22 protein-coding genes are annotated in these 23,909 nt (G+C 55.8%); 2 read left to right on the top strand and 20 right to left on the bottom strand.

Features of this window, described 5'->3' with window-relative positions:
* Position 1: 1 nt before the first annotated feature.
* The 3 genes from B5G40_RS05155 to B5G40_RS05145 all read right to left on the bottom strand — a co-directional run bounded on the left by B5G40_RS05155 (position 2) and on the right by B5G40_RS05145 (position 3,779).
* Entirely contained in the window at positions 2 to 1,666 is a 1,665-nt protein-coding gene (locus tag B5G40_RS05155) for an HlyD family efflux transporter periplasmic adaptor subunit (RefSeq protein WP_087398973.1), read from the bottom strand.
* A 15-nt stretch (positions 1,667 to 1,681) separates the two neighbouring features.
* Complete coding sequence (locus B5G40_RS05150) at positions 1,682 to 2,308, bottom strand: TetR/AcrR family transcriptional regulator (protein ID WP_087330849.1); 627 nt, start codon at positions 2,306 to 2,308, stop codon at positions 1,682 to 1,684.
* Positions 2,309 to 2,582: 274 nt separating this feature from the next.
* On the bottom strand, positions 2,583 to 3,779 hold the full coding sequence (locus B5G40_RS05145) for an acetate/propionate family kinase (protein WP_087398972.1): 1,197 nt from the start codon (positions 3,777 to 3,779) through the stop codon (positions 2,583 to 2,585).
* A gap of 171 nt (positions 3,780 to 3,950) precedes the next feature.
* On the opposite strand from B5G40_RS05145, the gene B5G40_RS05140 reads away from it, so the two are divergent.
* Positions 3,951 to 5,117 carry a tRNA(Met) cytidine acetate ligase gene (locus B5G40_RS05140; RefSeq protein ID WP_087398971.1) on the top strand — a complete coding sequence of 389 codons (1,167 nt, stop codon included), beginning with the start codon at positions 3,951 to 3,953 and terminating at the stop codon, positions 5,115 to 5,117.
* Between the two features lie 40 nt (positions 5,118 to 5,157).
* Here B5G40_RS05140 and rsfS read toward each other — a convergent pair whose 3' ends face one another.
* The 17 genes from rsfS to B5G40_RS05050 all read right to left on the bottom strand — a co-directional run bounded on the left by rsfS (position 5,158) and on the right by B5G40_RS05050 (position 23,128).
* Positions 5,158 to 5,520 (bottom strand): ribosome silencing factor, encoded by a 363-nt coding sequence (gene rsfS / locus B5G40_RS05135; protein ID WP_087266931.1) that lies wholly within the window; start codon positions 5,518 to 5,520, stop codon positions 5,158 to 5,160.
* Positions 5,521 to 5,532: 12 nt separating this feature from the next.
* Positions 5,533 to 7,059, bottom strand: a complete 1,527-nt coding sequence (locus tag B5G40_RS05130; RefSeq protein WP_087398970.1) for an LCP family protein — start codon at positions 7,057 to 7,059, stop codon at positions 5,533 to 5,535.
* Between the two features lies 1 nt (position 7,060).
* A complete protein-coding gene (gene yqeK, locus B5G40_RS05125) occupies positions 7,061 to 8,269 on the bottom strand; it encodes a bis(5'-nucleosyl)-tetraphosphatase (symmetrical) YqeK (protein ID WP_087398969.1) in 1,209 nt (402 codons plus the stop codon).
* A gap of 19 nt (positions 8,270 to 8,288) precedes the next feature.
* On the bottom strand, positions 8,289 to 8,612 hold the full coding sequence (yhbY, locus tag B5G40_RS05120) for a ribosome assembly RNA-binding protein YhbY (protein ID WP_087330839.1): 324 nt from the start codon (positions 8,610 to 8,612) through the stop codon (positions 8,289 to 8,291).
* The gene (locus tag B5G40_RS05115; protein WP_087187679.1) at positions 8,596 to 9,195 is read right to left on the bottom strand and encodes an XTP/dITP diphosphatase; all 600 of its coding nucleotides are present in this window, start codon (positions 9,193 to 9,195) and stop codon (positions 8,596 to 8,598) included. The genes yhbY and B5G40_RS05115 overlap by 17 nt, the downstream gene beginning before the upstream one ends.
* Positions 9,196 to 9,198: 3 nt before the next feature.
* The gene (gene rph, locus B5G40_RS05110; RefSeq protein ID WP_087398968.1) at positions 9,199 to 9,900 is read right to left on the bottom strand and encodes a ribonuclease PH; all 702 of its coding nucleotides are present in this window, start codon (positions 9,898 to 9,900) and stop codon (positions 9,199 to 9,201) included.
* Between the two features lie 14 nt (positions 9,901 to 9,914).
* Positions 9,915 to 10,814 carry a signal recognition particle-docking protein FtsY gene (gene ftsY, locus B5G40_RS05105; protein ID WP_087266948.1) on the bottom strand — a complete coding sequence of 300 codons (900 nt, stop codon included), beginning with the start codon at positions 10,812 to 10,814 and terminating at the stop codon, positions 9,915 to 9,917.
* A 41-nt stretch (positions 10,815 to 10,855) separates the two neighbouring features.
* Positions 10,856 to 14,425 (bottom strand): chromosome segregation protein SMC, encoded by a 3,570-nt coding sequence (gene smc / locus B5G40_RS05100; RefSeq protein ID WP_087398967.1) that lies wholly within the window; start codon positions 14,423 to 14,425, stop codon positions 10,856 to 10,858.
* Positions 14,426 to 14,585: 160 nt separating this feature from the next.
* Positions 14,586 to 15,854, bottom strand: coding sequence for a site-specific integrase (locus B5G40_RS05095; protein ID WP_087398966.1), 1,269 nt, complete (start codon positions 15,852 to 15,854; stop codon positions 14,586 to 14,588).
* Between the two features lie 244 nt (positions 15,855 to 16,098).
* A complete protein-coding gene (locus tag B5G40_RS05090) occupies positions 16,099 to 16,299 on the bottom strand; it encodes an excisionase (protein WP_087187674.1) in 201 nt (66 codons plus the stop codon).
* Between the two features lie 448 nt (positions 16,300 to 16,747).
* On the bottom strand, positions 16,748 to 17,128 hold the full coding sequence (locus tag B5G40_RS05080) for a hypothetical protein (RefSeq protein ID WP_087398964.1): 381 nt from the start codon (positions 17,126 to 17,128) through the stop codon (positions 16,748 to 16,750).
* Positions 17,115 to 17,900, bottom strand: coding sequence for a ParM/StbA family protein (locus B5G40_RS05075; protein ID WP_242959247.1), 786 nt, complete (start codon positions 17,898 to 17,900; stop codon positions 17,115 to 17,117). Before B5G40_RS05075 ends, B5G40_RS05080 begins: the two co-directional genes overlap by 14 nt.
* The gene (locus B5G40_RS17285) at positions 17,861 to 18,997 is read right to left on the bottom strand and encodes a hypothetical protein (protein WP_242959246.1); all 1,137 of its coding nucleotides are present in this window, start codon (positions 18,995 to 18,997) and stop codon (positions 17,861 to 17,863) included. The genes B5G40_RS05075 and B5G40_RS17285 overlap by 40 nt, the downstream gene beginning before the upstream one ends.
* 282 nt (positions 18,998 to 19,279) lie before the next feature.
* The gene (locus B5G40_RS05065) at positions 19,280 to 20,203 is read right to left on the bottom strand and encodes a hypothetical protein (protein ID WP_087399030.1); all 924 of its coding nucleotides are present in this window, start codon (positions 20,201 to 20,203) and stop codon (positions 19,280 to 19,282) included.
* Between the two features lie 169 nt (positions 20,204 to 20,372).
* A complete protein-coding gene (locus tag B5G40_RS05060) occupies positions 20,373 to 21,554 on the bottom strand; it encodes an AAA family ATPase (protein ID WP_087398963.1) in 1,182 nt (393 codons plus the stop codon).
* Positions 21,555 to 21,576: 22 nt separating this feature from the next.
* Positions 21,577 to 22,815, bottom strand: a complete 1,239-nt coding sequence (locus B5G40_RS05055) for a PcfJ domain-containing protein (protein ID WP_158099484.1) — start codon at positions 22,813 to 22,815, stop codon at positions 21,577 to 21,579.
* A 100-nt stretch (positions 22,816 to 22,915) separates the two neighbouring features.
* Positions 22,916 to 23,128 carry a hypothetical protein gene (locus B5G40_RS05050; protein WP_143383374.1) on the bottom strand — a complete coding sequence of 71 codons (213 nt, stop codon included), beginning with the start codon at positions 23,126 to 23,128 and terminating at the stop codon, positions 22,916 to 22,918.
* A gap of 275 nt (positions 23,129 to 23,403) precedes the next feature.
* Between B5G40_RS05050 and B5G40_RS16830 the strand changes: the two genes are divergently transcribed.
* Positions 23,404 to 23,580 (top strand): hypothetical protein, encoded by a 177-nt coding sequence (locus B5G40_RS16830; RefSeq protein WP_158099483.1) that lies wholly within the window; start codon positions 23,404 to 23,406, stop codon positions 23,578 to 23,580.
* Positions 23,581 to 23,909 lie beyond the last annotated feature (329 nt).

Below are 23,909 nucleotides of genomic sequence, written 5' to 3'. Positions count from 1 at the left end.
CTTAACCCATCCCCATCATAGCTTCCATCATATTGGACCCCTGAGGGCTGGGAGCCAGGATCACTTCCCCCTCCTCCAGGCCGTCCACAATCTCGATGTAGTTGTCGTCGTTGCGGCCCAGGGTTACCTGCCGCTCTTCTGTGGCAGTAACATCCACTACATTTCCCTTTTCATCCAGGCAGCCCTCTTTGGCCACCAGGACGGTATTCCCCCGCTCCACAGCCTCCACCGGCAGGACGAGCACATTGCCCACCTCTTCCACAATGATCTTGGCGGAAACGTTCATGCCGGGATACAGTTCTTCAGGAGAGCCATCCACCAGAACAGTGACCGGATAGCTGGTGTGTCCGCTGGCGGTGGTGCCGTTGATGTTGATCTTATCCACCACACCGGTGAAGCTCTGCCCGTCCAGAGCATCGGCGGTGATCTCCACCTTCTGGCCCACCTGGATCTGGCTGATGTCCTGTTCGTCAATATCCATCTCAAAGGTGAGCTGGGAGCGGTCATAGATCACGGCGGGATAGGTTACGGTGGTGCCGGAGCTGGACATACCGTTGATGTTGTCCCCCACATCCAGGTTCTTTTCAATGACCTGACCGTCGATGGTGGAAGTGATGGTATAGTCGTCCAGCTTCTCCTGGGCGTTTTTCAGGGAGAGCTGGGCATTTTCCAGCGCAATTCTGGCGTTTTCGATCTGGATGTCCAAATCCGCCTCGGCAATCACGCCGATGATCTGCCCCACGCTGACCCGGTCCCCCTCCTTCACATTGAGGATGTCCAGGTCACCGGAGGCCTTTGCTGTGATCTGGGCGGAGGCCGCATAGGTAAAGTTGGAACTGGCCGCGCAGGCCGCTCCGCCAATGGAGGCGGTACCCTGGCTGGTCTCGGATAGAACACCCGGGTTGTTGACCTGAATGGTTACCTGGCGCACCAGAGTGCCGCCCGCTCCCACCTCGTCGGTGGCAGCGATCTCAGCCACTGTGCCGGTCAGGGTGGAGCTGGTGCCGTTCACAGTCACCGTGGCAGTCTGTCCCACATAGAAGCCGGCGGCGTCCGCCGCATGGAAGGGTACCTTCAGCTTCATGTGATCCCGGTCCAGCACGTCGGCGATCACAGTACCCACCGTAACGGTGTCCCCCTGCTCCACGTGCAGTTCGGTGATGATGCCGGCATCCTTGGCGGTGATGTTCCGGTCCTTCTGGTTGTCGCTCTGGGTCTTGAGCAGGTCGTCCAGGGCCAGCTGAGCCGAGCGGACATTGAGCTGGAGCTGCTCAATGTTATTCTCCACATCCTTGGCGTCGATGCGGAAGAGCACGTCGCCCTTATGTACCGTCTGGCCCTCCTCGAAGGGGGCCTCCAGGATCTCGCCGCTGACCAGGGTGGTCACGTTGTAGGACTGGATGGGTTCAATGGTACCGGTACCCGACACGGACACCGTCATATCCTCCATGGAGGCCGTGTAGGGCAAATAGGCACTGCTGATGATCTGCTTGCCCGCACCCATACAGCGGGAGAGCAGGAAGGCAATGATCACCACGATCACCACCAGAGCAATCACCCGCTTGACCCACTTGCGCTTCTTTTTGGGCGCCTTAAACTCCGGAAGTTTTTTCTGATCCTCCTTGGGCGCCGCTGTGGTTTCCGATTTTACTTGGGTTGCTTCCATGGTCGTTTCTCCTTTTCATTGCTGTCCCCGGCCGGGCACAGCCTCTTTTGCAGCTACGCCCCGCTGTAAGATCCCCAAAATACGAATCAGCCTGGCTCTGGCCTGCTCCACGCCGCCGTCCTGCTCTGCCGTCAGCATGGTCCCCGCTACCGCGGAGATCAGCAGATGAAACAGATCAGGCAGATCGGTGTCGGTGCGCAGATCCAGCCGGGACAGGTCAATCTTGTCCCGCAGGCGGTCCACAATGGCACAGGGCCCCTGCCGGTTGAGGATCAATCCCGGCTGAAGCCGCTGATTGCGGCGGAGGATGGCCGCCATCTCCCGGAAATCATCGCTGTTCCGGTTGGCCTGCAGATAGTCAAACAGGTCCAGAAAGGCCTGAAACAAATCGCCGCCGTCCCGGTCCAGCCATTCCTCCACCTGCTCCACCAGCTGCTGTCCATAGGACTCCATCAGATAGCGGAACAGGTCCTCCTTATCGGTAAAGTACATATAGAAGCTGCCCCGTGGGATACCTGCCTCCCGGATCATCCGGTTGATGGAGGCATCTTCGTAGGGCACCCGGACAAATTCCGCCTGGGCCGCCGCCAGCAGGCGCTCCCGCTTTTCTGCCGGCAGATGAAAAAAGGTCGTACTTGGCACAGTGCTTCCCTCCAGACCTGACAACCTGTCGTATTATCTTAATCCGACAAGCTGTCATATGTCAACAGGGCGGGCGCAGAATTCACAATTTGTTCCCAACCATTCCGTCAGACAGGATAGCAGACCCTTCCCAAAGCTTCCATAAAAAAAAGATGAAATTTTTCTAAAAGAATAGGGGCGGCAGCAACGCGATCCTGCCGTTTTCCCGTTTTTGACGCAAAAAGGGGCGCTGTATGGCAGCGCCCCTTTGAAAGGAAAGGATATTCTATTTCCCTTACTTGCCCACGATGGCGGCGGTATCCATGGCGATCATGAGCTCCTCGTCGGTGGGGATGAGCAGCACCTTCACCTTGGAGTCGGCGGCGGAGATCACGGTCTCCTTTCCGCGGACCCTGTTGGCCTCGGCGTCCATCTTCACGCCCATGAACTCCAGTCCGGAAGCGGCAGCCAGACGGGTGTTGGCATCGTTCTCGCCCACGCCGGCGGTGAACACGATGGCGTCCACACCGCCCATGGCGGCAGCATAGGCGCCGATGAGTTTCTTCACGCCATACTGGAAGGCCTCCAGAGCCAGAGCGGCCCGCTGGTTGCCCTCGTTGGCAGCGTTCTCAACGTCGCGGAAGTCGGAGGATATACCTGAAATGCCCAGTACGCCGGACTTCTTATTCAGGATGGTCATCATTTCCTTCATGTCGTAGCCGTACTTGTTCATCAGGTACTCCATAATGCCGGCGTCCAGATCGCCGGAGCGGGTGCCCATAGGCAGACCGGCCAGGGGAGTGAAACCCATGGAGGTATCCACGCTCTTACCGCAGTCCACAGCGGCCACGGAGGAGCCGTTGCCCAGGTGGCAGGTGATGATCTTCAACTCCTCGATGGGCTTGCCCAGCATGGCGGCGGCCCGGGCGGAAACGTAGCGGTGAGAGGTGCCGTGGAAGCCGTAGCGGCGGACCTTGTCCTTCTCATAGTACTCGTAGGGCAGAGCATAGATGTAGCTCTTGGCGGGCATGGTCTGATGGAAGGCGGTGTCAAACACGCCCACCATGGGCACACCGGGCATGACCTTCTGGCAGGCGCGGATGCCGGTGATGTTGGCAGGATTGTGGAGAGGGGCCAGGGGGATGCACTCCTCCAGAGCAGCCATGACCTCATCGGTAATGAGCACGGAGGAGGCGAACTTCTCGCCGCCGTGCACCACGCGGTGACCCACAGCGTCGATCTCAGAGGCGCTCTTGATCACGCCGTGCTCGCTGGAGAGCAGAGCGTCCAGCACGGCCTGAATGGCCTCGGCATGGGTGGGCATGGGGATCTCGAACTCACACTTGGCGTCCTTGGCGGGGACCTTATGGGTCAGGCGGCCGTCGATGCCGATGCGCTCACACAGGCCCTTGGCCAGCACCTCACGGGTGGCGGGGTCCATGAGCTGATACTTGAGGGAAGAGCTGCCAGCGTTGATGACCAGAACTTTCATGGTTCCATCTCTCCTTATATTTGCTGATAAACTATGGCTTGAGAGCCAGGCGTTCCCGTAGTACAATAACAGAAACATATCGATTTTATTTTATCCCTTTTTTTCACAAAGAACAACCCGCATTTTGACTGAAAGGGAGAAAAATTTTACTCTCGTTCTGGAGGAAAAGCCATGACCGCTGTAGGCATCGTTGCGGAATACAATCCATTCCACCTGGGCCACGCCTGGCACATCGCCCAGACCCGCCGCCTGCTGGAGGAGGACCGGCCGGTGGTGTGCGTCATGAGCGGCCACTGGGTGCAGGGGGCGGATTGCGCCGTTACGGACAAATGGACCCGGGCTGGACTGGCTCTGGAGGGGGGCGCCGATTTGGTGCTGGAGCTGCCCACCCCCTGGGCCATGGCCTCAGCAGAGGCCTTTGCCCGGGGAGCGGTGTCGATTCTGGCTGCCACCGGGGTGGTAGATACCCTCTCCTTTGGCAGCGAGTGCGGCAGCACTGATGAACTGTGCCAGGCAGCGGAGGCTCTGGATGCCTCGGACTTCCCCGCCAGGCTGCGGGCTGCTCTGGGCAGAGGGTTGTCCTTCCCTGCCGCCCGGCAAGAGGCTGCAAATTGCTCCTGCCTGTCCACCCCAAACAACAACCTGGGGGTGGAATACCTGCGGGCCCTCCGCCATCTGTCCGCCTCCATGGAGGTAGTAACGGTATCCCGCCGGGGGGCGGAGCATAACAGCAGCCGGACGGTGGAGGGTTTCGCTTCCGCTACCCAGATCCGGCGACTACTGCGGAGCGGACAGCAAGAGGAAGCCGCCCTGCTGGTACGCCCCAACGCTCTGGACCAGATGGGGGCGATATCCTCCCTGTCCCATATCGAGCGGGCCATTCTGGCCAAACTGCGCACCATGGACGCCTCAGACTGGGCCGCCCTCCCTGACAGCGGCGCGGCAGAAGGCCTGCCGGAACGTCTGGTCCGCGCCGCCCGACAGGCCCTCTCCCTGGATGAATTCTACTCCCTTGCCAAAACCAAGCGCTATACCCACGCCCGGCTCCGGCGGCTGGCTCTGTCCGCCTTTTTAGGGGTGACCACGGATCGTCCCGCGCTGCCCCCCTATGTGCGGGTGCTGGGGCTCAACAGCCGGGGACAGGCACTTCTGAAGGAGATGAAAAGAACCTGTCCCCTCCCCATTCTGACCAAGCCCGCTCAGGCCAGGGACCTGACCGGTCCGGCCCGCCAGCTCTTTGAGGCGGAAGTCCGATACACCGACCTGTACGGTCTGTGCTTCCCTATACCCAGGCCCTGCGGCTTGGAGTGGACCTCCAGCCCAGTCATCATAAAATAAAAAAGTGTCGCGGGAAATCCCGCGACACTTTTTTACTGCTTTAGTTTTCCGTGAGCACACCGGACAGGTCCACAGGGGTGGCGTCGCTCCACAGGCGCTCCAGATCGTAAAACTCTCTGGCCTCCTCGTTGAAGATGTGGACCACCACGGAGGAGAAGTCCAGCAGGATCCAGATGCCGCCCCGGTGGCCCTCCACATGATGGGGGGGCTCGCCGGCGTCTTTCAGTTCCTTCTCACAGACGTCGGCCAGGGCCTTGATCTGGGTGGTGGAGGTGGCGGAGCACAGCACGAAATAGTCGGCCAGCGTGGTCAGATGACCGGTCTCCAGCACCTTAATATCCAGGCCCTTCTTACTGTCCAGCGCTTTGGCGGCCAGCAGGGCAATTTCCTTAGGTGTTAACATAAAATCTCTCCTTTACTCCACAGGCTCCATGCCCGGACCAATCTCCGGTGTCGATTCAGGAGCGGGTGTGGCTGCCGGCGTAGGGGCCGGAGTTGGGGTAGGCGCCGGGGTCGCAGAGGGCTGCGCACTGGCCGTGGGACTGGGTGTGGAAGCCGGGGTCGCGGAGGGCTGCGCACTGGCTGCCGGACTGTTACTGGGCCTGGGCGTGGAAGTCACTTCCGGCTTGGGCGTGCTGCTGGGCTTGGTCGTTGTGTTGGAGCTACCCGAGCCGCTGGAACTGTTCGAACTGGAAGAACCGGACGAACTGCTGGAGCTGCCGCCCTGAGGCTTAGCCGCATAGGTGTCCTCCACATGGCCGCTGGTGGAGGACAGAGACCCGTCGTCATTGACGCTCATCAGATCCAGCTGATCCAACCGGATGTCCTCCAGATAGGGGTTGAAATAGGTGTTGATCATTTCCAGGGTCTGATCCTGGATGGGGGTCACATAGGACTGCTTGTTGCCCACCGTCCGGCTATAGACGTAGACGCCCTCGCAGGGCAGGGTCATAAAGTTGACGTTCTCCATGCTCAGCCCACCCAGAATGGCCTCCTGGGCAAACCAGGCCAGGTTATTCACAGTAAGGGTGCCGCGGGTATCCACATTATCGAAGAAAATCTGAGCCAGAGCAGGGATCTTGTCAATCGTCAGGTTTTGAAGACAGGTCTCAATGACCGCCTTCAGGAAATCCTGCTGGGTCTGGATACGGCCCAGATCGCCGGAAGGGTAACCGCCGTAGACGATCAGCTTGCCGTTTTCAATCTTGTTGTTTTTTCGCCAGCGCAGCAGCTGCATGGCCTCGTCGCCGTCGATCTCCTGGTAGCCGGCCTCCAGATGGATGTAGAGGTCCTGGGTACCATCATCATAATTCATGTCGTAGGGTACATCAAACCACACGGGCCCGATAGCATCCACCAGCTCACCCACAGCCTCCCATTCCACCACCATGGTGAAGTCGGGCTGGAACCCAATAAGGTAGGAGATCTCCTCCTTCAGATAATCGATGCCATCCCTGTCGTAGTTGGAAGCCCAGTTGTAGACGGAATTGATCTTCTTCACGTCCCAGGGCACATTGACCATAGTATCACGGGGAATATTCAGCACATTGAGCTGCTGATTGGGAATGTCGTAGGACATGACCATAATGGTGTCGGTGTTGCCGCCGCCGCCGGTATCCCGTCCCACCACCAGGAAGGTGTAGAACTCCTCTTTCCGGTCGCCGGACAGTTTCGGTCCCGTCATCTCCATTCCGGCAGATTCCTCCGCATCGGGGGGCGCTACATTGGGAATCTCCGGCTTGACCACCAGCAGCTTATAGGCCACAAACAGGATCACGATCAGGGCTGCGATCACTGTAAAGATGATAAACAAGATGCGCAGGATCTTTTCCCTGGGCGTGCGCTGGGGCTTTGGTTTTTTCTGCTTGGGGGCTTTGGGCGGCTTTTGCTCTTTCGCGAGCCGGGCGCCGCCGCGGCTGTTCTTTTTCTCTTCCGGGTTCATCTCAAGGTTCCTTTCTGCTGGATTTGCTCCTCAGCCAATCCCTGGCCTGCAGCGTGTTGCTGTGGACCGGCAGGCCCCGGTCCTTCATCTCCTGAATGCTCATCTCACAGCCCAGCAGCACTGCCTGGTCCAGATCCTCATAAGCCAGTTTCCGCAGCTTCTCCACGCCCGGGAAGTCCCGGTTGGGTTCCATGTAGTCGGCGATGTACAGAATCTTCTCCAGCAGCGTCATATCCGCTTTGCCGGTGGTATGCCAGAAAATCGCATTGTAAATATCGTCGCTCACTCCATACACATCCCGGGCCACACACGCCCCGGTTTTGGAATGGAGCAGCTTAACAGCACGCTGTTCCAAATCATCCAGTACGATACCATATTTATGGCATAATTGCAACTGTTCGTCCATCTCCAGATATTTTGTAATATCATGGAGGATACCTGCCCGGCGGGCCTTTTCCTCGTCGGCGCCCCAGCGGCGGGCCAGACGCACCGCCTCTTCTTCGGTGCCCCGAATGTGGGCAATCCGCTTGGCCCGGATCATGGAGCAGGCGCAGGCCCGCAGTTCCCGGTCCGGCAGATGCTTCAGGTCAAAATGGACCCCGTACAGGCCGTGGCGGATGATATATCCATATACCGCCGGAGACAGATACTCCTGTCCCTCTCCCCGGGCCAGCAGCTCCCGCAGCTGGGTGGAGGATACATCTACAATATGGGGCAGCTGGAGCACACAGGTCTTGGCCCCGAAGGTTTTTTGCAGATACTCTGCCTGGATATTCAGGGCCTCGCCGCTGTCACTCTGGGTGCGGGCAAAGGTACATATTCCCGCCAGTCGGGTGATCCGTTGGGGCTCCCACCAGTTTTGCAGGGTAAGAAACATATCGGTACCCATCATCAGCCACAGCTCCGCGTTGGGATACTGGGCGTGGATCTGCTCCAGCGTATCCGCAGTGTAGCTTTTCCCGGGTCGGGAAAGCTCCAGAGCATTGACCCCAATCCGATCGGGCAGCAGCAGACTGTCCGCCGCCAGCTCCACCATAGCCAGCCGCTCCCGGGGTCCGGGACTGTCCTCAGGCAGTTCCTTGTGGGGCGGCAGCGCCGCCGGGACAAACTGCAAACGGTCCAGCTCCAGAACGTCCATCGCCGCCTGAGCCGAGGTCAGATGCCCCAAATGGGGCGGATTGAAGGTCCCGCCATAGATGCCCAGCTTCATGACCATGCCCCCTCGTTTATTATGCTTTCCGCTTTTTATCCGATACCAGAATGATCTTGTCTTTCTTATCCTTTTTGTGGGTCGGACGATACAGAACAAATTTTGTTCCGATCACCTGCACCACGTCACTACGGGTGGCCGCAGCCAGTTCTTCCGCCGCCTCCCGGCTGGTGAGCATACAGTTCTCCAGGACCTTGCCCTTGATGAGCTCCCGGGCCTCCAGGGCATCATCGGCCTGCTTCACCAGGTTTTCTCCGATGCCGTCCTTGCCTACATGGAGGATGGTGTCGATGTTGTTTGCCAGGCCCCGCAGCTGGGCCCGCTGTTTACTGGTCAGTTCCATTCAGATAGTTCTCCAATTCTGTTTTAAATTTGTTCAGCGCATTTCCCCGATGGGAAATGGCGTTCTTCTCCTCGGCAGTCAGTTCCGCAAAGGTCTTTTTCAGCCCCGGGATAAAGAACACAGGGTCGTAGCCGAAGCCGCCCTCACCCCTGGGGGCGTAAGCAATGGTGCCGGGGCACTCTCCTCTGGCCTCCACCTTGTCCCCGTTGGGGAAGCAACAGCAGATGCAGGATACAAATTTGCCCCGCCGGTCCAGCTGACCCCGCAGGTTCTCCAGCAGCAGCTTATACCGGCCTACGTCGTCCAGCTCGGGACCGCCGTAGCGGGCGGAGTATACGCCGGGGGCGCCGTTGAGGGCGTCCACACACAGACCGGAATCGTCGGCAATGGCGGGCAGACCGGAGGCCTCACATACCGCATGGGCCTTCAGATAGGCATTCTCCTCAAAGGTAGTGCCCGTCTCCTCCACGTCCACATCCACGCCCACTTCGGACTCCAGCACCACGTCCACCCCCAGCTGGGAGAGGATGGCCTTCATTTCCACCAGCTTGTGGGCGTTCTTGCTGGCCAATACCATTTTCATGTCTCAGCCCTCCAGTACGTTTTTCTGGATGGTCTGGAGCTGGGCGATGCCCTTGGCACATAGGTCCACCAGCGCCCGCTGCTCCTCCACGGTAAAGGCCCGGCCCTCGCCGGTGCCCTGGAGCTCCACCAGTTTGCCATCCCCGGTCATGACGCAGTTCAGATCCACCTGGGCGGAGGAATCCTCCTCATAGCACAGGTCCAGCAGCAGCTGGTCGTCCACAATACCGGCAGACACTGCTGCCACCTGATCCACCAGAGCGTCGGCAGCGCCCACCTTCTTGAGCGCCAGGGCCAGGGCCACATAGCCGCCGGTAACGCTGGCAGTACGGGTGCCGCCGTCTCCCTGGAGCACATCGCAGTCGATGGTCACGGTGCGCTCACCCAGCTTTTTCATATCCACGCAGGCCCGGAGGGACCGGCCCACCAGCCGCTGAATCTCCGCGGAGCGGGGAGACAGCTTCAGCTTGGATACGTCCCGCTTGGATCTCTCACGGTTGGCCCGGGGCAGCATGGAGTACTCGGCGGTGACCCAGCCCTCCCCCTCGGGAACGTGGGGCGGGGTGCGCTCCTCCACGCTAGCGCAGCACAGCACCTGAGTGTTGCCGCAGCGGATGAGGCAGGAACCCTCAGCAAATTTGTTGAAGTTAGGAATGATCTCTACAGGCCGCAGCTGGTCCGCCGCCCGTCCGTCAATTCTGGCCATTGTTATAACCTCCATTAAATCAGCGCTTCCACAAAGGCCTCCGCTTCAAAGGGCATAAGGTCGTCGATACCCTCGCCCACGCCGATATACTTCACCGGCACCTGGAGCTCCTGGGCGATGGCAATGACGATACCGCCCTTGGCGGAGCCGTCCAGCTTGGTGAGGACGATGCCGGTAATGCCGGCGGCCTCCTTGAACTGCTTGGCCTGGATCAGGCCGTTCTGACCGGTGGTGGCGTCCAGCACCAGCAGGGTCTCCCGGTCGCAGCCGGGCAGCTCCCGGTCCACCACCCGGGAGATCTTGTTCAGCTCATTCATCAGGTTCTGCTTGTTGTGCAGCCGCCCGGCGGTATCGATGAGGATCACATCGGTACCTCTGGCCTTGGCGGCGGTGAGGGCGTCAAACACCACGGCGGCGGGATCAGCCCCCTCGTGCTGGCGGACGATCTCCACGCCGGAGCGCTGGCTCCAGATCTCCAGCTGATCCGCGGCGGCAGCCCGGAAGGTATCCGCGGCAGCCATCAGCACGCGCTTGCCCTCCCCCTTCATCTTGGCGGACAGCTTGCCGATGGTGGTGGTCTTACCCACGCCGTTCACACCGATAAACAGGGCCACCGAGGGGGTGGTGGTGAGATGGAGCTCCGGCTCGCCCACCTGGAGCATCTCGGTAAGCACCCGCCGCAGGCAGGCACGAGCAGAGTCCATATCCTTGATTTTCTCCTCCTTCACCCGGCGGCGCAGGGTCTCCACCGCCTTCAGGGTGGTGTCCACGCCCATGTCGCCCAGGATCAGGGTTTCCTCCAGCTCGTCGTAGAAGTCGTCGTTGAGCTCACCGGCAAACAGCTGGTCGATGGAGTGGCCGATGTTCTCCTTGGTGCGGGTCAGACCCGCCTTAATCTTCGCAAAAAAGCCCATATTGATTTTGGTTCCTTTCGGTTGTTGATAAAGCTGCCGACTTACTTGATATGCAGCTCTTTTTCCACATCATTGAGATTGATAGTCAACATCCGGCTGACGCCCTGCTCCTGCATGGTGACGCCGTAGAGCACATCCGCTTCCTCCATGGTACCGCGGCGGTGGGTGATGACGATAAACTGGGTCTTGTCCGCCATCTGGCGCATATAGTGAGCAAAGCGCACCACGTTGGCGTCGTCCAGGGCGGCCTCGATCTCATCCATCACCACAAAGGGAGTGGGTCGCACCTTGAGGATGGCAAAGTAGAGGGCAATGGCCACGAAGGCCTTCTCGCCGCCGGACAGCAGGGAGAGCACCTTCAATGCCTTGCCCGGGGGCTGCACCCTGATCTCGATGCCGCAGTTCAGGATATCCTCCGGGTCCTCCAGTTCCAGGGTGGCTTTACCTCCTCCGAAGAGCTCGGTAAAGGTCTGCTGAAAGGACTCGTTGAGGATGGCAAACTGTTTGGCAAAGATGGCACGCATCTCCTCGGTGATATCGGCGATAATGCCCTCCAGCTCTTTCTTGGACTTCTGCACATCGTCCCGCTGGTCGGTAAGGTAGGTATAGCGCTCGTTGATGCGCTGGAACTCGTCGATGGCGTCCAGGTTGATGTTGCCCAAAGCAGAGATGGATTTTTTCAGCTCGCCCACTCGGCGCTGGGCCTTGGGGACGCTCTCCAGCTCCACCCGCTGGGCCATGGCCGCCTGGTGGGACAGCTCGTAGGTCTCCCACAGCTTGTCCAACAGGTTCTTCTCCTCCATGGCTGCGGCAGCCTTCTTCTGCTCCAGCACCGACACCTCCCGCTCCAGGTTGAGCAGGGCGCTGTTCTTGTCCCGGGCGTCCTTGTCCGCCTGGTTGCGCTGGGCCTCCAGGGCCAGCTTCTCGTCGTTGATGCGGCTGATGGCGGCCTGACGATCCTGGTTCTCCTGTCGGATGGTCTGGAGCTGCCGCTCCTTCTCCGCGATCTCCTGCTCCAGATCGGCGTTCTTCTCCTGGAACTGGGAGAGCATCTTTTCCCGCTCGGCCTTGTCGCCGGTCAGATCCCGGCGCAGTTCCTCCAGTTCGGTCATGGACTTCCGGGCGGCCTGGGCTTCCGCCTCCAGGGCGGCCAGGCGCATATTCAGTTCGGCAATGGCCTCCCCCAGAGCCGTGGCCTTCTCCTGGGCTTCGCTCTGGCCTCTTGCCTTACCCTCTGCCTCGGCCCGCAGGGCGGCGGCAGCCCCCTCCAGGGACTCCACCCGGGCACGAGCGGCACGGGTGTCCGCCTCGATCTGTGCGGAACGGGCCTGGAGCTGTTCCAGCTCACTCTTCTGATCGGCCCGCTGTTTCTTCAAATCGGCCAGCTGGGTATCCAGATGGCCCAGGCGCTCCTCCAGCTTAAGGATGTCGTCCTCATGGCGGCGCTGCTGGGCTTGGGCGGTCTCCATCTCATAGGCAGCGGCGGTGGCCTCCCGCTTGGCCTCCTCCATGGCGCGGGCCGCGTCGGCCAACTGCTGGGCTACGCCAGTGCGCTGCTGCGCCAGCCGCTCCAACTCGTTGGCCCGGCTCAGGATGCCCGCGCTGCGGGACGCCGAGCCGCCGGTCATGGAGCCGCCAGGGTTGAGCACCTGGCCGTCCAGAGTGACGATCTTGAAACGGTAGTTATATTTCCGGGCCATGGCGATGGCCTTGTCCATATCCTCGGCCACCACGGTGCGGCCCAGCAGGTTGGAAAAGATCTTCTCATACCGGGGGTCAAACTGGATGAGTTCGTTGCCCAGGCCCACAAAGCCGGGCTCCCTGCGCACGCCCTGATCCCGGAAGTCGGAAGGCCGCATGGAGGTCAGGGGCAGGAAGGTGCTCCGACCGCCGTCCCGGCGTTTCAGGTACTGGATGGCGGCTTTGCCGTCCTCCTCCCGCTCCACCACGATATGCTGCATAGCGCCCCCCAGGGCGATCTCGATGGCCACGGTGCAGGCGTCGGGCACGTGGATGAGCCCGGCCACCGGGCCGTGGATCCCCCGAAGCTGGCCCTTCTTGGCCTCCCCCATCACCAGCTTTACCGCTTTGGAGTAGCCCTCATACATCTTTTCCATCTCGGAGAGCATATGGATGCGGGAGTTCAGGGCGTTGTCCTCCATCTGGAGTTTGACGTGGCGCTCCTCCGCCTCCCTGGCCTTCCGCTGCCGGGTCTCCAGCCGCAGGGCGTAACCGCTGATGATGTTCTGTAAGCTGTCCCGGTCCTCTCTGGCCTGGTCCAGCTCCTGAGCGGCCTGACGGCGGGTCTCCTCCGCCTCCTGGAGCCGATCCTCACCGGCGGCCATCTCCTGACGCATGGCCTCGTCCCGGTCCAGCACCTCCTGGGCGGCAGCGGCCAGGGCGGAGATGAGGGCCTTTGCGTCGGCGGCGGAGGCGTTCTCCACCGCCTCCTTCCGGCGCAGATCCTCCAGCTCCTGGGCAATGGCCCCGGCAGAGCGGCTGGCGGAGGCAGCCTCATTCTGGCGGTCTGTCAACTGCTGACGCAGTCCGGCAGTCTGGCCTTCCAGCTCCTCCAACCGGGTCTTACGCTCCCCGATCTGGGCGGCGATGGAGTCGGCCCGGCCCTCCTGCTGCTCCAGCTCCCGCTGGATACGATCCCGGTTCTCCAGGTTGTTCTGAATGTTGGTTTTGAGGACGGCGATGGCGTTTTCCAGGCTGTTGGCGTCGGCCTCCCGCTGCATCATCTGGAAACGGACGCCTTCGGTCTCCACGTCCTTGTCCCGCATCTGAGCGGAGAATGCCTCAGCGGCGGCGTACAAGTCCTCCACCTGTTGCTGGACCTCCCCTTTCTGGCGGAGGGCATTCTCGTAGTCGGACAGGGTCTTGCGGGAAGCAGACCGGATCTTCTCCAGCTGGTCCAGCCACAGGGAAATCTCCAGCCCACGCAGCTCGTCCCGCAGGATGAGGAATTTTTTGGCCTTTTCGCTCTGCTGGCGCAGGGGCTCCACCTGGAGCTCCAACTCGTCGATCTTGTCGGTGATGCGTACCAGGTTCTCCTGGGTACGCTCCAGCTTGCGCTCGGCCTCCTCCTTCCGGTGGCGGAACCTGGAGATACCGGCGGCCTCCTCAAAAATCTCCCGGCGGTCGCCGCTCTTCACCGACAGGATCTCGTCGATACGGCCCTGACCGATGATGGAATAGCCCTCCCGGCCCAGGCCGGTGTCCATGAACAGCTCGTTCACGTCCTTCAGGCGGACGGAACGGCGGTTGATGTAGTACTCACTCTCGCCGGAGCGGTAGTACCGGCGAGTGACCATGACCTCGCTCTCCTCCAGCGGGAAGATATGGTCGGTATTGTCCAGCACCAGGGACACCTCGGCAAAGCCCTGCTGCTTGCGCAGGGCGGTACCGCCGAAGATCACATCCTCCATCTTACCGCCCCGGAGGGCCTTGGTGGATTGCTCCCCCATGACCCAGCGGATGGCGTCGGAGATATTCGATTTTCCGCTGCCGTTGGGACCAACGATAGCGGTGATGTCCTCCCCGAAGGAGAGGACCGTTTTATCCGGGAATGATTTGAATCCCTGGATCTCCAGCGCTTTAAGGTACATAAGCACACCTCTTTCTTCTCATAACCTCTTATCCCCTTTATTTCAAGGGGTTCCAGGCTTTTGGTGCTTACATAACCCCTCATAGTTTTCTATAACTTACCGATGTAGTGGTGTAAATCCTGGTGCAAAATGGTGTTGGCTGCGGCAAAATGGTGTAAACCTACATGACCTTGATTTTGCCTTCCAGGCTTTGAAAACTTGCGATCTTTCTGGACTCGGTTGCCTCATTATAGACATCCATCGTTGTCCGAATATTTCTATGGCCCATCACATCTTGGATTATCTTGAGGTCTTTTTCATTTTCGCAGAACCTTGTGCAGAAAGTGTGGCGCAATATGTGGGCACTGAACTTTGGCAAATAACACGGTTCTCTGTTTTCTTGCTCGGCTTTGAAGTACTCTTCCCTATTAAATGCACTCGTGATGTTTTGTATGGCATCAAACACATACGCCGGAGTAAAAACCTTACCATGACTATTGAGGAAAATAAAACCGGTGTATTCTCCAATAGAGAAGGGCTCTAAATTGGGGTTTCTTCTCTTCGCCTTTTCAGCCAAAAGCGCTTCTTTCACTTCTGATAGCATTGGGATAACTCTTAGACCCGCTTTTGTCTTTGGCTCAGAAATTCGGTACCTGTATCCCCCATTTTCGCTTTGCCTATATAGTAGGGTGTGATTTACACTGATTAACTTTTTATCGAAATCGCAATCACTCCATCTAAGTCCAAGTGCTTCACCGATCCGCATACCAGTACCAAGAAGAACAGTGAATAGTGTACCCAGGCGACAATAAATCCGCGACTGATAAACATACTCAATCAATTTCGCCTGTTCTTCTTCCGTTAATGCGTGACGCTTTTCCTGTTCAACCAGCAGCATCTTACGCAAGCTTTTCAAAACATTCGCTGCAGGATTCACACGAATAAGATTGTCCATTACAGCACTCTCAAACATTTGGTACAGTATGGAATGGACACTTTGAACCGTACTTGCCTTGAGGCCAAGATCTTGGACCATATGCATATACAATCTCTGAATGTCAGAAAACTTGACACTCCGGATTTTGCGTCCGCCAAGTTCATCCCGAACATGCTTGTCGTATAAGCAAATGTAATTACATCTTGTGGTTTCCTTGAGATCACTGCGCAAGTCCATGAAGGATTTGAACAGCGCGTTAACCGTTATTGTGTTTGCTTCGCCGGCACGTATACCATCCTCAAGATCTCTCTGGATCTGTCTTTCAAGGTCCCGAAGGGCCATCACGCATTTTTTACCCTCCGGCACCTTATCAGTACTGACCAGTTTCCAACTATATACCGCTTTCCGTTTTCCATCCGGATCGGTATATCGGAACATATACATACCGTCTCGCCTTTGCACCTCCCCATTTCTAAGGATTCTGCCTTTGCTGTCTTTTCGTTTACTTGGCATAGTAATTCCCCTTCTATCACGAGAAAAGGAATCTGATATAGCATTTTATTCTACCACATCAGATACTACTTTTCAAGATTCAACCTATTTCCGGTAACTCTGGCGGGATTTCATCACATTTTTCTATTGAATTTAATCTAATTTTGTTTTTTACGGAAATTACCAGTACACCAGTTACAGTTTGCTATATAAAAAGACAGTCTGGCCACGGCTCAAGCCATGTCCAGACCTCCTTTTTTATTGCTTACAATGTATCGACATCTTCCAAATACTTTTCAAACTTTTTTCGTTTGATCAGCCTTTTTGTTCCTATCCAAATAACAAATCCACAGTCCGGGTTGCTGGTTATCTCTCGCAGCTTATTTGTCCCAATTCCAAAGTAGGCAGCCGCCTCTTCAATCGTCAAATTGGCCTTCTCCCAAATTGGTACCGCTTGCTTTTCCATTTCCTCAACTCCTTTTTGTAAAAGTCAAAAGAAAAGCAACGGGCGGCAGCTGGCAAGGCCGCTCCGCGAGACTTACTCCCCGAGCTATTGGCACTTCCCGCAACCTGCGACGGAATGGCTACCGCTCGGATCACGGCCAAAGCGACGTATCATGATTAACGAGTATGGGTCATGGCCAACAAACCGCCACAGTTCGTCTGCACACGGCATCCGGCTCCCCCATCTCTCCTTTCCCCCTGCGGGATCATGGCCCGGTCTGCCTGCGCGGCTCTCCATACACGAAACGTACCCGTTGCTGAATATGAGGCGCAGCACGCCTGTTTGTCAAGGTGCATCAGGATGCCTTCCCGGAAGAACATTTCGTCTTCACCTCATTCCCCGTTTCTCGTCGCCTGTTTTGCCACAAAAGAGCAGCCCTACGCCTCTGGAAGGCATAGGGCCGCTCTGATTACTGGTCGAAAATTGTTAGATTGTCGAGCATATCATCCAGATCCTGCTGGTTTGGACCTGTGGGCTCCTCTTGCCCGCTCCGATTTTCCTGCTCTATCTGATACTTCATATTGTCCTTGAGACTTTCCAATGCAGCGTCAATCATGCTCTGGATTTTTGCAAAGGTCTGCTCGTCTGTTGGTGTGGATCGGACAGTAATCACAATCTTTGCGTTCTCCGCCATCACTTCGGGATGATTTCCAATATACTCCCAGACCGCCTGGACAATGAGATCGCTCTTGCGATTCTTCAGCTTCTCAAGAAAGTCGCCAACAGCAATTTTCTCAGCAGTATCTCTGCCCCATCCGAGAGAGAATCGGTATTTATCATCCCTGCGCAAATAACTCCCCTCCGTGATTCTGTGGGGCCATCCGTCGCAGCTGCGCAGTGGCCAGCATCCCATAGCCTATGGCGTTCGCCTTGGGATCCGTCACAAAGTCTGCATGTGCAACCAAAGGCGACTCTTCCACAAAGGATCGGAAAAGGATTGAACCACCACCGATAAAGATGGCAGGATTTGCTCGCAGATCTACCTGCAGCTCACGCAGTTTGTCCAGAATGTCATAGGCGTAGCTGCGCACCTTTGCGAAGACTACTTCCCTCACTTCCTGCGGCAGGATGGTGGGACGCCCTTGGATGATATCCGCAATATGGTCATCTTCGATTTTGATGTCATACATGGCGCTCACCCGACTGATGATATCATTGGACATGGGAATCACACCCATCTCCAAACTGCGACAAAACTGCAGGTCCGGAGCCGCGTTGCGCAGCAGCATCACATCCGTAGTATAACCGCCAATGTCAATGATGAAGGTACGCGGAATATCTTTCAACCGCCCTGCCTGCGGGACCACAGCAGCATAGGCCTGGGGATATACGAACACATGTCGGATAATCAAGCAGATTGGAGTGACGTTGAAAACAAAGTTCACCCGCCCTCGCTTAAAATAGTCTGCGAACCGTTGCCGCAGAGCATAATGTTCTGGCGGCAAGCCAACCGCAAGGTCCGCCTCAACCATGGGGCTTGTGTTGCCACTCCTCTCCAGCTCTTTTGCAATGGCGAAAAGTGTCAGCATGAAGTATCTCTCGTCCTTGGTTTTGTCGCGCATATAGGAGATGCGCTGGCCAGACAGTGTCCAGAACTTCCCATCAAACTCCAGCATCTCTGTATCCACTGGCGGACGGATAGGATTTGCATGGCCACGAACACCTCATGAGCGGTGGCCTCGTCGCTACCAACAGCCATTTCGTACATGTCGATAGCCTCCAGCGCCGCCTTTTTGGGCAACGCCAGCCGCTTACACACTGCGGTCATTGCGTTGACCGGATGCTCAAGGTGAACAGAGAGCAGGCTGGTCAGTCGGGAAACGGAGTCCCCAAACTGAGCAAAGAGCATATCCAGGCTTCCGACAAAGTCGGGCACCTTGGACTGCCGGCGGTGCTCTACGGCGATCATACCTCCAATGTGGATGGGATACTGCAGTCCGACCAGCAGAGCCGACACCTTTGCCGAGGCCATTCCGGTATCAGATGTGGAAAAACGGATACCGGGCATCAGCTTGGCCGCCATGGACGCCTTGCCCTCCGCAGCCAGTAGATTGATGTAGGTATCCAAGAGTTCCTCCCTCTGTCCAGGAAGTGTCCAGGACGCACTCGTGATGGCGTGATCCACGTACCCGGAAGAAAACTGATTCCCCGGGAAACGCTCATCCATCTTGCTCTGAAGCCCGTCCAGCAGCTGGTCGATCTCCAGGATGGAGTAGTCCCGACTGTCTCCGGAATGGGCTGCGGATACCTTCTCGTCCCGCACCAGGAGCAGGGCACTGTCTTTGTGAAGGGCCAAGCAGGAATTGATCACGTCGGCCAACTTCTCCCGAGAGAGCTTGGGCAGTGCGGATCCACCGATCTTTGCCCGGTCCAGCAGGCTCTTATAGGCGGTATCACGCAGGGGGAAAAACTTGTCCCGGAGCTTGATGGCCAACTTCAGGTTCTCCGCCGTGTCCTCCACCGCTTCGCGGGAGACGGAGGGATCAAAGCTGTCCGTATCCTCATACAGAGGAGAGTTCTTGTCCAGCGCCGCCACCTGCAGCTTCTTGACTTCGGTGCGCTCCCACACGCTGCTCTTGCGGACCTGCTCATGGTAGCTGAGCATAGAGGAAAAGTCGCTGAACTGGGTGTGATAGCTGTCACAACACGATTTCACCATAGTTTTCTGATCTCCTTTCATTTTTTGCGGCTTTCACCGCTATATATGCAAAAACAGCGCTCCTGTAAAGGAACGCTGTCTATGCCGTGATATTGGGCCTGAAACAAAAAAAGTGCCATCTGCATTTCTGCAAATGGCACTTGGAAACACGGTCTACTATGCACACCTTGGGTGTTGCACTGATACTGTATGAAAGAATTATACCATTGTCATGCTGTATAGTCAACAGGCGAACAACGATTGAAGTCCCTGTATCCTATCGCACAGGCAATCAAATATGGTCTACGCTACATGGAGAAGGCGCCATGTTCCCCGTCCCGTATGCTCAAAGGTCTTTGGATTGATTTGCAGGGTCTGCCGCACCTTCTCCTTCCACCACTGATTGTTTTGAGCCCGTTTGTGAGTTCCCACGAGACGATAGATTTCCTCCAGAGACGCAGAACCGCTGCAACTCTCCAGCACACCGGCAACGATGTCCCTCCACGTGGCTCCTGGCATATCTCGCATATCACCCTGAACTCGGTAGGTCATCAGCAACGGAACAGCCAGAGGCGCATCTTTCCGCACCAGGAGGACGTACTCATGCACAATGGGGATAAAGCTCCCACTGTAAACTCGCTTATCAGACATGCAGTTATGCTGAGTTTTTATGATGACGTTCTCCAGTACGCCGGGCTTCGTCAGCTCAAAGAGCATACTGAAGAGTTTTCCTTTCTTTTTGATGTCACCCACCAGTACGGCCATCCGACCTCCCTGCTCCAACGCGCAAAACTGCTTCATCATGCAGTAATTCATCGCCTGCACAAACCCCTCCCAAGTAGGAATACGGGAGAGATCAAACAGGCATGGATTGTAGCCATAACGCTGCTGCACCTCACTGGCCCGATACATTACATCTGAATACTGGATGATGTCCCAGTACGGAGGATGCCAGAAGATGAACTCAGGACGTTCCTGGATATCCGTGTGAAGCAAGTCAAATCCGCTGTGCAGGTCGTAGGTATGGCTGGTAATTCCCATAGAATGGGCGGCATCGGCGGTAGTATTGCTACCACACATATAGTCACAGATTTCATGCGGCCGGAAGTGAGCAATCAAGTCCTCAATCAGTTTCGGGGAGCAGTTACCTCGGTAGCGGTTGTTTCCGCCCTGTCCGCGCTCAGGATATGATACAACACTGGTCAACATCTTAGAATGATTCGTCATTATCAAGTGACTTCCTCCTATCCTTACGTCATTCAAAAAATGGGGACCACAGGCACGTACCTGTGATCCCCATATAAATTGTGAATTGTATGTAACTCCCAGATATCAGTTAATATTTTGCTCAATCCCCACACGGTTTCTCCAGGAAAGCAAAGCATAATATGTATGCTCAGAACGGCACCTCGTTGTGCCTGCTTTGAAACACCCTTCTGTTGCGGCCCAGCTGCTTGTTGTCCGAAGTACCAGTCCAGTAATGGAGTTGCTGTTCACCCACCCTGGTTATGGAGAGGTAGTCCGGAATCATATCTTTGAACTTTTGCACGATTGTCGGGTCCTCCAAGTGGTCGTTATAACTCAGCTTGATCTTTTCCCCTGGGACCAGAGAAATCTGTCGAGATTCATCATATTTAATCATGCGTGGATCAAATTCAACACAAGCAACACTGCGTTCTTCCTCATCTTCGAGCCAAAGGTACTTCGGATGCTCTGTGGCAAACAGATTCAGACTTACGTTGAATGCAACCAATGCCATACCGTTACGGTATTCGAGGACAACGTCATATCGTTCGCTTCCCATATTGATAATGTTGAGGTCCTGAATAGCTTGCTCAAAGGGCAGACCCAGATTAAGTTCAAATGCAATCGCCCGCAAGCAGTCATAATTCAAAGCTACCTTTTGAGAAAAGAGTACGACTTTCGGAATCTCACTGTGGTACTCGGCATCCAGTTTATCAACGAGGTATTCTTGGACTGCCTTGATATCAGGATATCCGAATCGGAAATGATAATGGAACCGGCCGGGCCTGTTCACAAGATAGTCGTTCAATTTGTGAAGGCTGTTGCAAGTAATAATGAACAACTTCTTCCCATCAGCGGTACCGTCGAACATACTCAAAAGGGATGCCTGGGGATCTGTTTCGTTATCACCAGGACGTACTCCCCCAAAGGTCTTGTCAAACTCGTCAAAGAGGAAGACTGCCTCTTGGTCGATGGACTGAATGTAGTTGGAGATGCCCGGGATGAACTGGTCAATGACTAAGACTGGGTACCCGGCATCCTGTGCCTTACCTGCCAGTAACCGAGCAAACAGAGATTTGCCAATTCCCTTTTCACCGCTCAGGATGACGCCCAAGTTACGCTCAAACATAGAGAACGACTTGAGTACCTTTTCGGCTTTCTCGGGATGGACACCATAAATCTTTTCATTTACTGTCAGTTTGGAGCGAGCCTTCAAATAGAAGCCCGTCATCTCATCAAACCGAACATTGTAGGTATATGGCGGGATGCTATCATAGGCCTGCAAGGAATCTCCATACACTTGATACTTATCACCAATACGAATAGCTTTCATTTTCATTTCCCTTCTTCACAGATTAGACTGCAATCTGAATATCCTTTTCTCTTCCCCACTGCATCAGGAATCTGCGCTCCTGGTCTGTAATCGGACGTCGATTGAATCCTTGCGCTTGGCAAATCTGTTTGCCACTCAGCTGTAAGGTCACCAAAGACCGCTCCGGAGTACCCCGGCGCCGCAGGAAAAGAATGTGGCACTCCCCTCCTGCTACGCGCTCAATATACTGGCCAACACAGTGGCTGAGGTTAATCCCCTCTTCCGCCAGTTCCTCCGGCTTTGTGGGAATCACAATACAGTATCCGCTTCCAGAGTAGGCCAGGTCCTTGATGGACTCATTTTGCTGCTCAAAGTTTTCGCATGCAGCAAGCAATTTGGCTTGATTGACCTTGAGTGCCATAACATCATGCTCGGTCTTGAAGTGCGCAGGGTACTTTTCTTTTACCTTTCCATAGAAATCCTGCTGCATCTGCAGGTAATCCAGGTATTCGTTGAAGAAACTCTTGGTCACTTTCGCATAGCCCTGGGCATACAGGTCAAACAGGATATAGTCGATGAACCGGCGCAAATTGATACGGAAGGGCGATACCATAACCTTGAGAAAACACCCAGGGTCATACGACACCTCATGTTCATTGAAGTACCTCCCATAGTCATTGAAATCCAGTTCCATAATGCCAGACTGCACCAGCTTTTCTGCAAAGTACACTGCTTCATTGGCCCCGTACTGCTCCTCTATCCAAAAGATGACGGGAATACACGCCTGGTATTTTTTTCGGTCCACCATACTGGGAAACATATTGTAGATGCGGGTAAAGAGCTTGCTGTTCTGCTTCCAGTACCGTGTGTACCAGCTGGGGTCAAAGCTTTTGACCAGGACATTATGGCGGCACATGTCTGTCAGGCATTCGTCATTGATAACCTGCATGATCAGGCCAACAGATTCACGGTAGAGATTACTCAGCCAGTGTACCTGATGTAATACAATCATCCCATCCTTCAGATCCCTGAGGAATGAGTTCAGACTTTGCTCCTTCAGTTCTTCAATGTGTCCGGTTTTGCAGTCCTTGATGTAGTAGAGGCCCTTGCTTACCAGAATCACCAGTTCCCGATCCGTTGTTGCTGTACGCCGCTTGATGATGAAGTCGGTGTTGTTTTCCAATACGACTTCGTATTGGGCTATTCCCTTCACAGCCACGTTCCCCATGTCGATGATGTAGTCCTTCAGCGACACAGTTTTCGTCACATTTTCGCTCGCCATACGAGCATCCTCCATTCTTATTGTTTTTGATGCAATTTCTATCATTGCGGACGCGGCCCGGGCTGTGAATCAGCCCAGGCCGCATTTTTTGCTGCATGATTTACGCTCTCTCGTCAGGTTGTTTGCCTATCTCACCATCCGGCCAAATGCCAGCAGCGACGCCATTCTCATGAAGACCCCGACCACTCAAGGCACACAGTACGCCGTCCGGGTCATGCTCTTCAAAGGCTTTCAGAAGGGCTCGCGCCTTATCTTCATACCGGCGGTCATCATGAATCACCTGCCGGCGTATCTCCTCGATCAGGCTCTCCATGTTGTGATGTGTCCTTGCAAAAGCGGGATACACCTCACCATTCATGCGCCAGCTGCTTTCCAAGTGGGAGAAAAAAGGCCAGGAATAACTGAGCTTTCTATCTCCGCCCTATTTCGCCAGGCTCCTTTTCCGACAAGGTGCTGCAGCATAGGGAAGTTCGAAGAACCAAGGGCAAGAATCGCAGTCATCAAACGAGCCGAAGATAAGCGCGTCGAGCATCCAATGTGGTTCTGTAAGTGTGATTTCTGGTGGCACTTTATAAGGACGCCTCACAGATGAGATATGAAGAAGTTGCAGACTACAGAAAAAATCTTGGCAAAACTTATCTATACCAGCAAATTGAAAGCCTGCTGCACTCTGGTGCAGCAGGCTTTCAATTTATCTTGAAAAATGTTCTACAAACTTCTTTGCCATCTCAGCGAACTCATATGAGTTTTGCAAATACTCCATGATTGTGTCTATCTGCGAGTCCGTCTCTGCAACAGTTGCCGCCATCAAAAAGCCTCTGATTCTGCTTCCACGAAAACTACACCAGACATTAAATGGCAATCTTCCGTTCACGGGGTCCCCATGCTCAACAACTATCTGAAGGATCTGGTCACCGTCTAAGCCTATGAAATGGACTGGTAATTCGAAATGGAGACAACTGAATTTTTCAACATTCACTTCTAAAAAATGCATCCATTATTTCTCCTCACAAATGTTTTTCACAACAACCTCAAAGTGGGATAATCCGCCCTTCAAACAAGCAAGTATTCATATGATCCTCAATGATAGTAAA

Source organism: Flavonifractor sp. An9, from assembly GCF_002161245.1.
In the GTDB taxonomy this organism is placed as follows: domain Bacteria; phylum Bacillota; class Clostridia; order Oscillospirales; family Oscillospiraceae; genus Flavonifractor; species Flavonifractor avicola.
The sequence above is the reverse complement of the archived record's forward strand: the minus strand, read 5'-3'. Positions and strand labels throughout refer to the sequence as shown.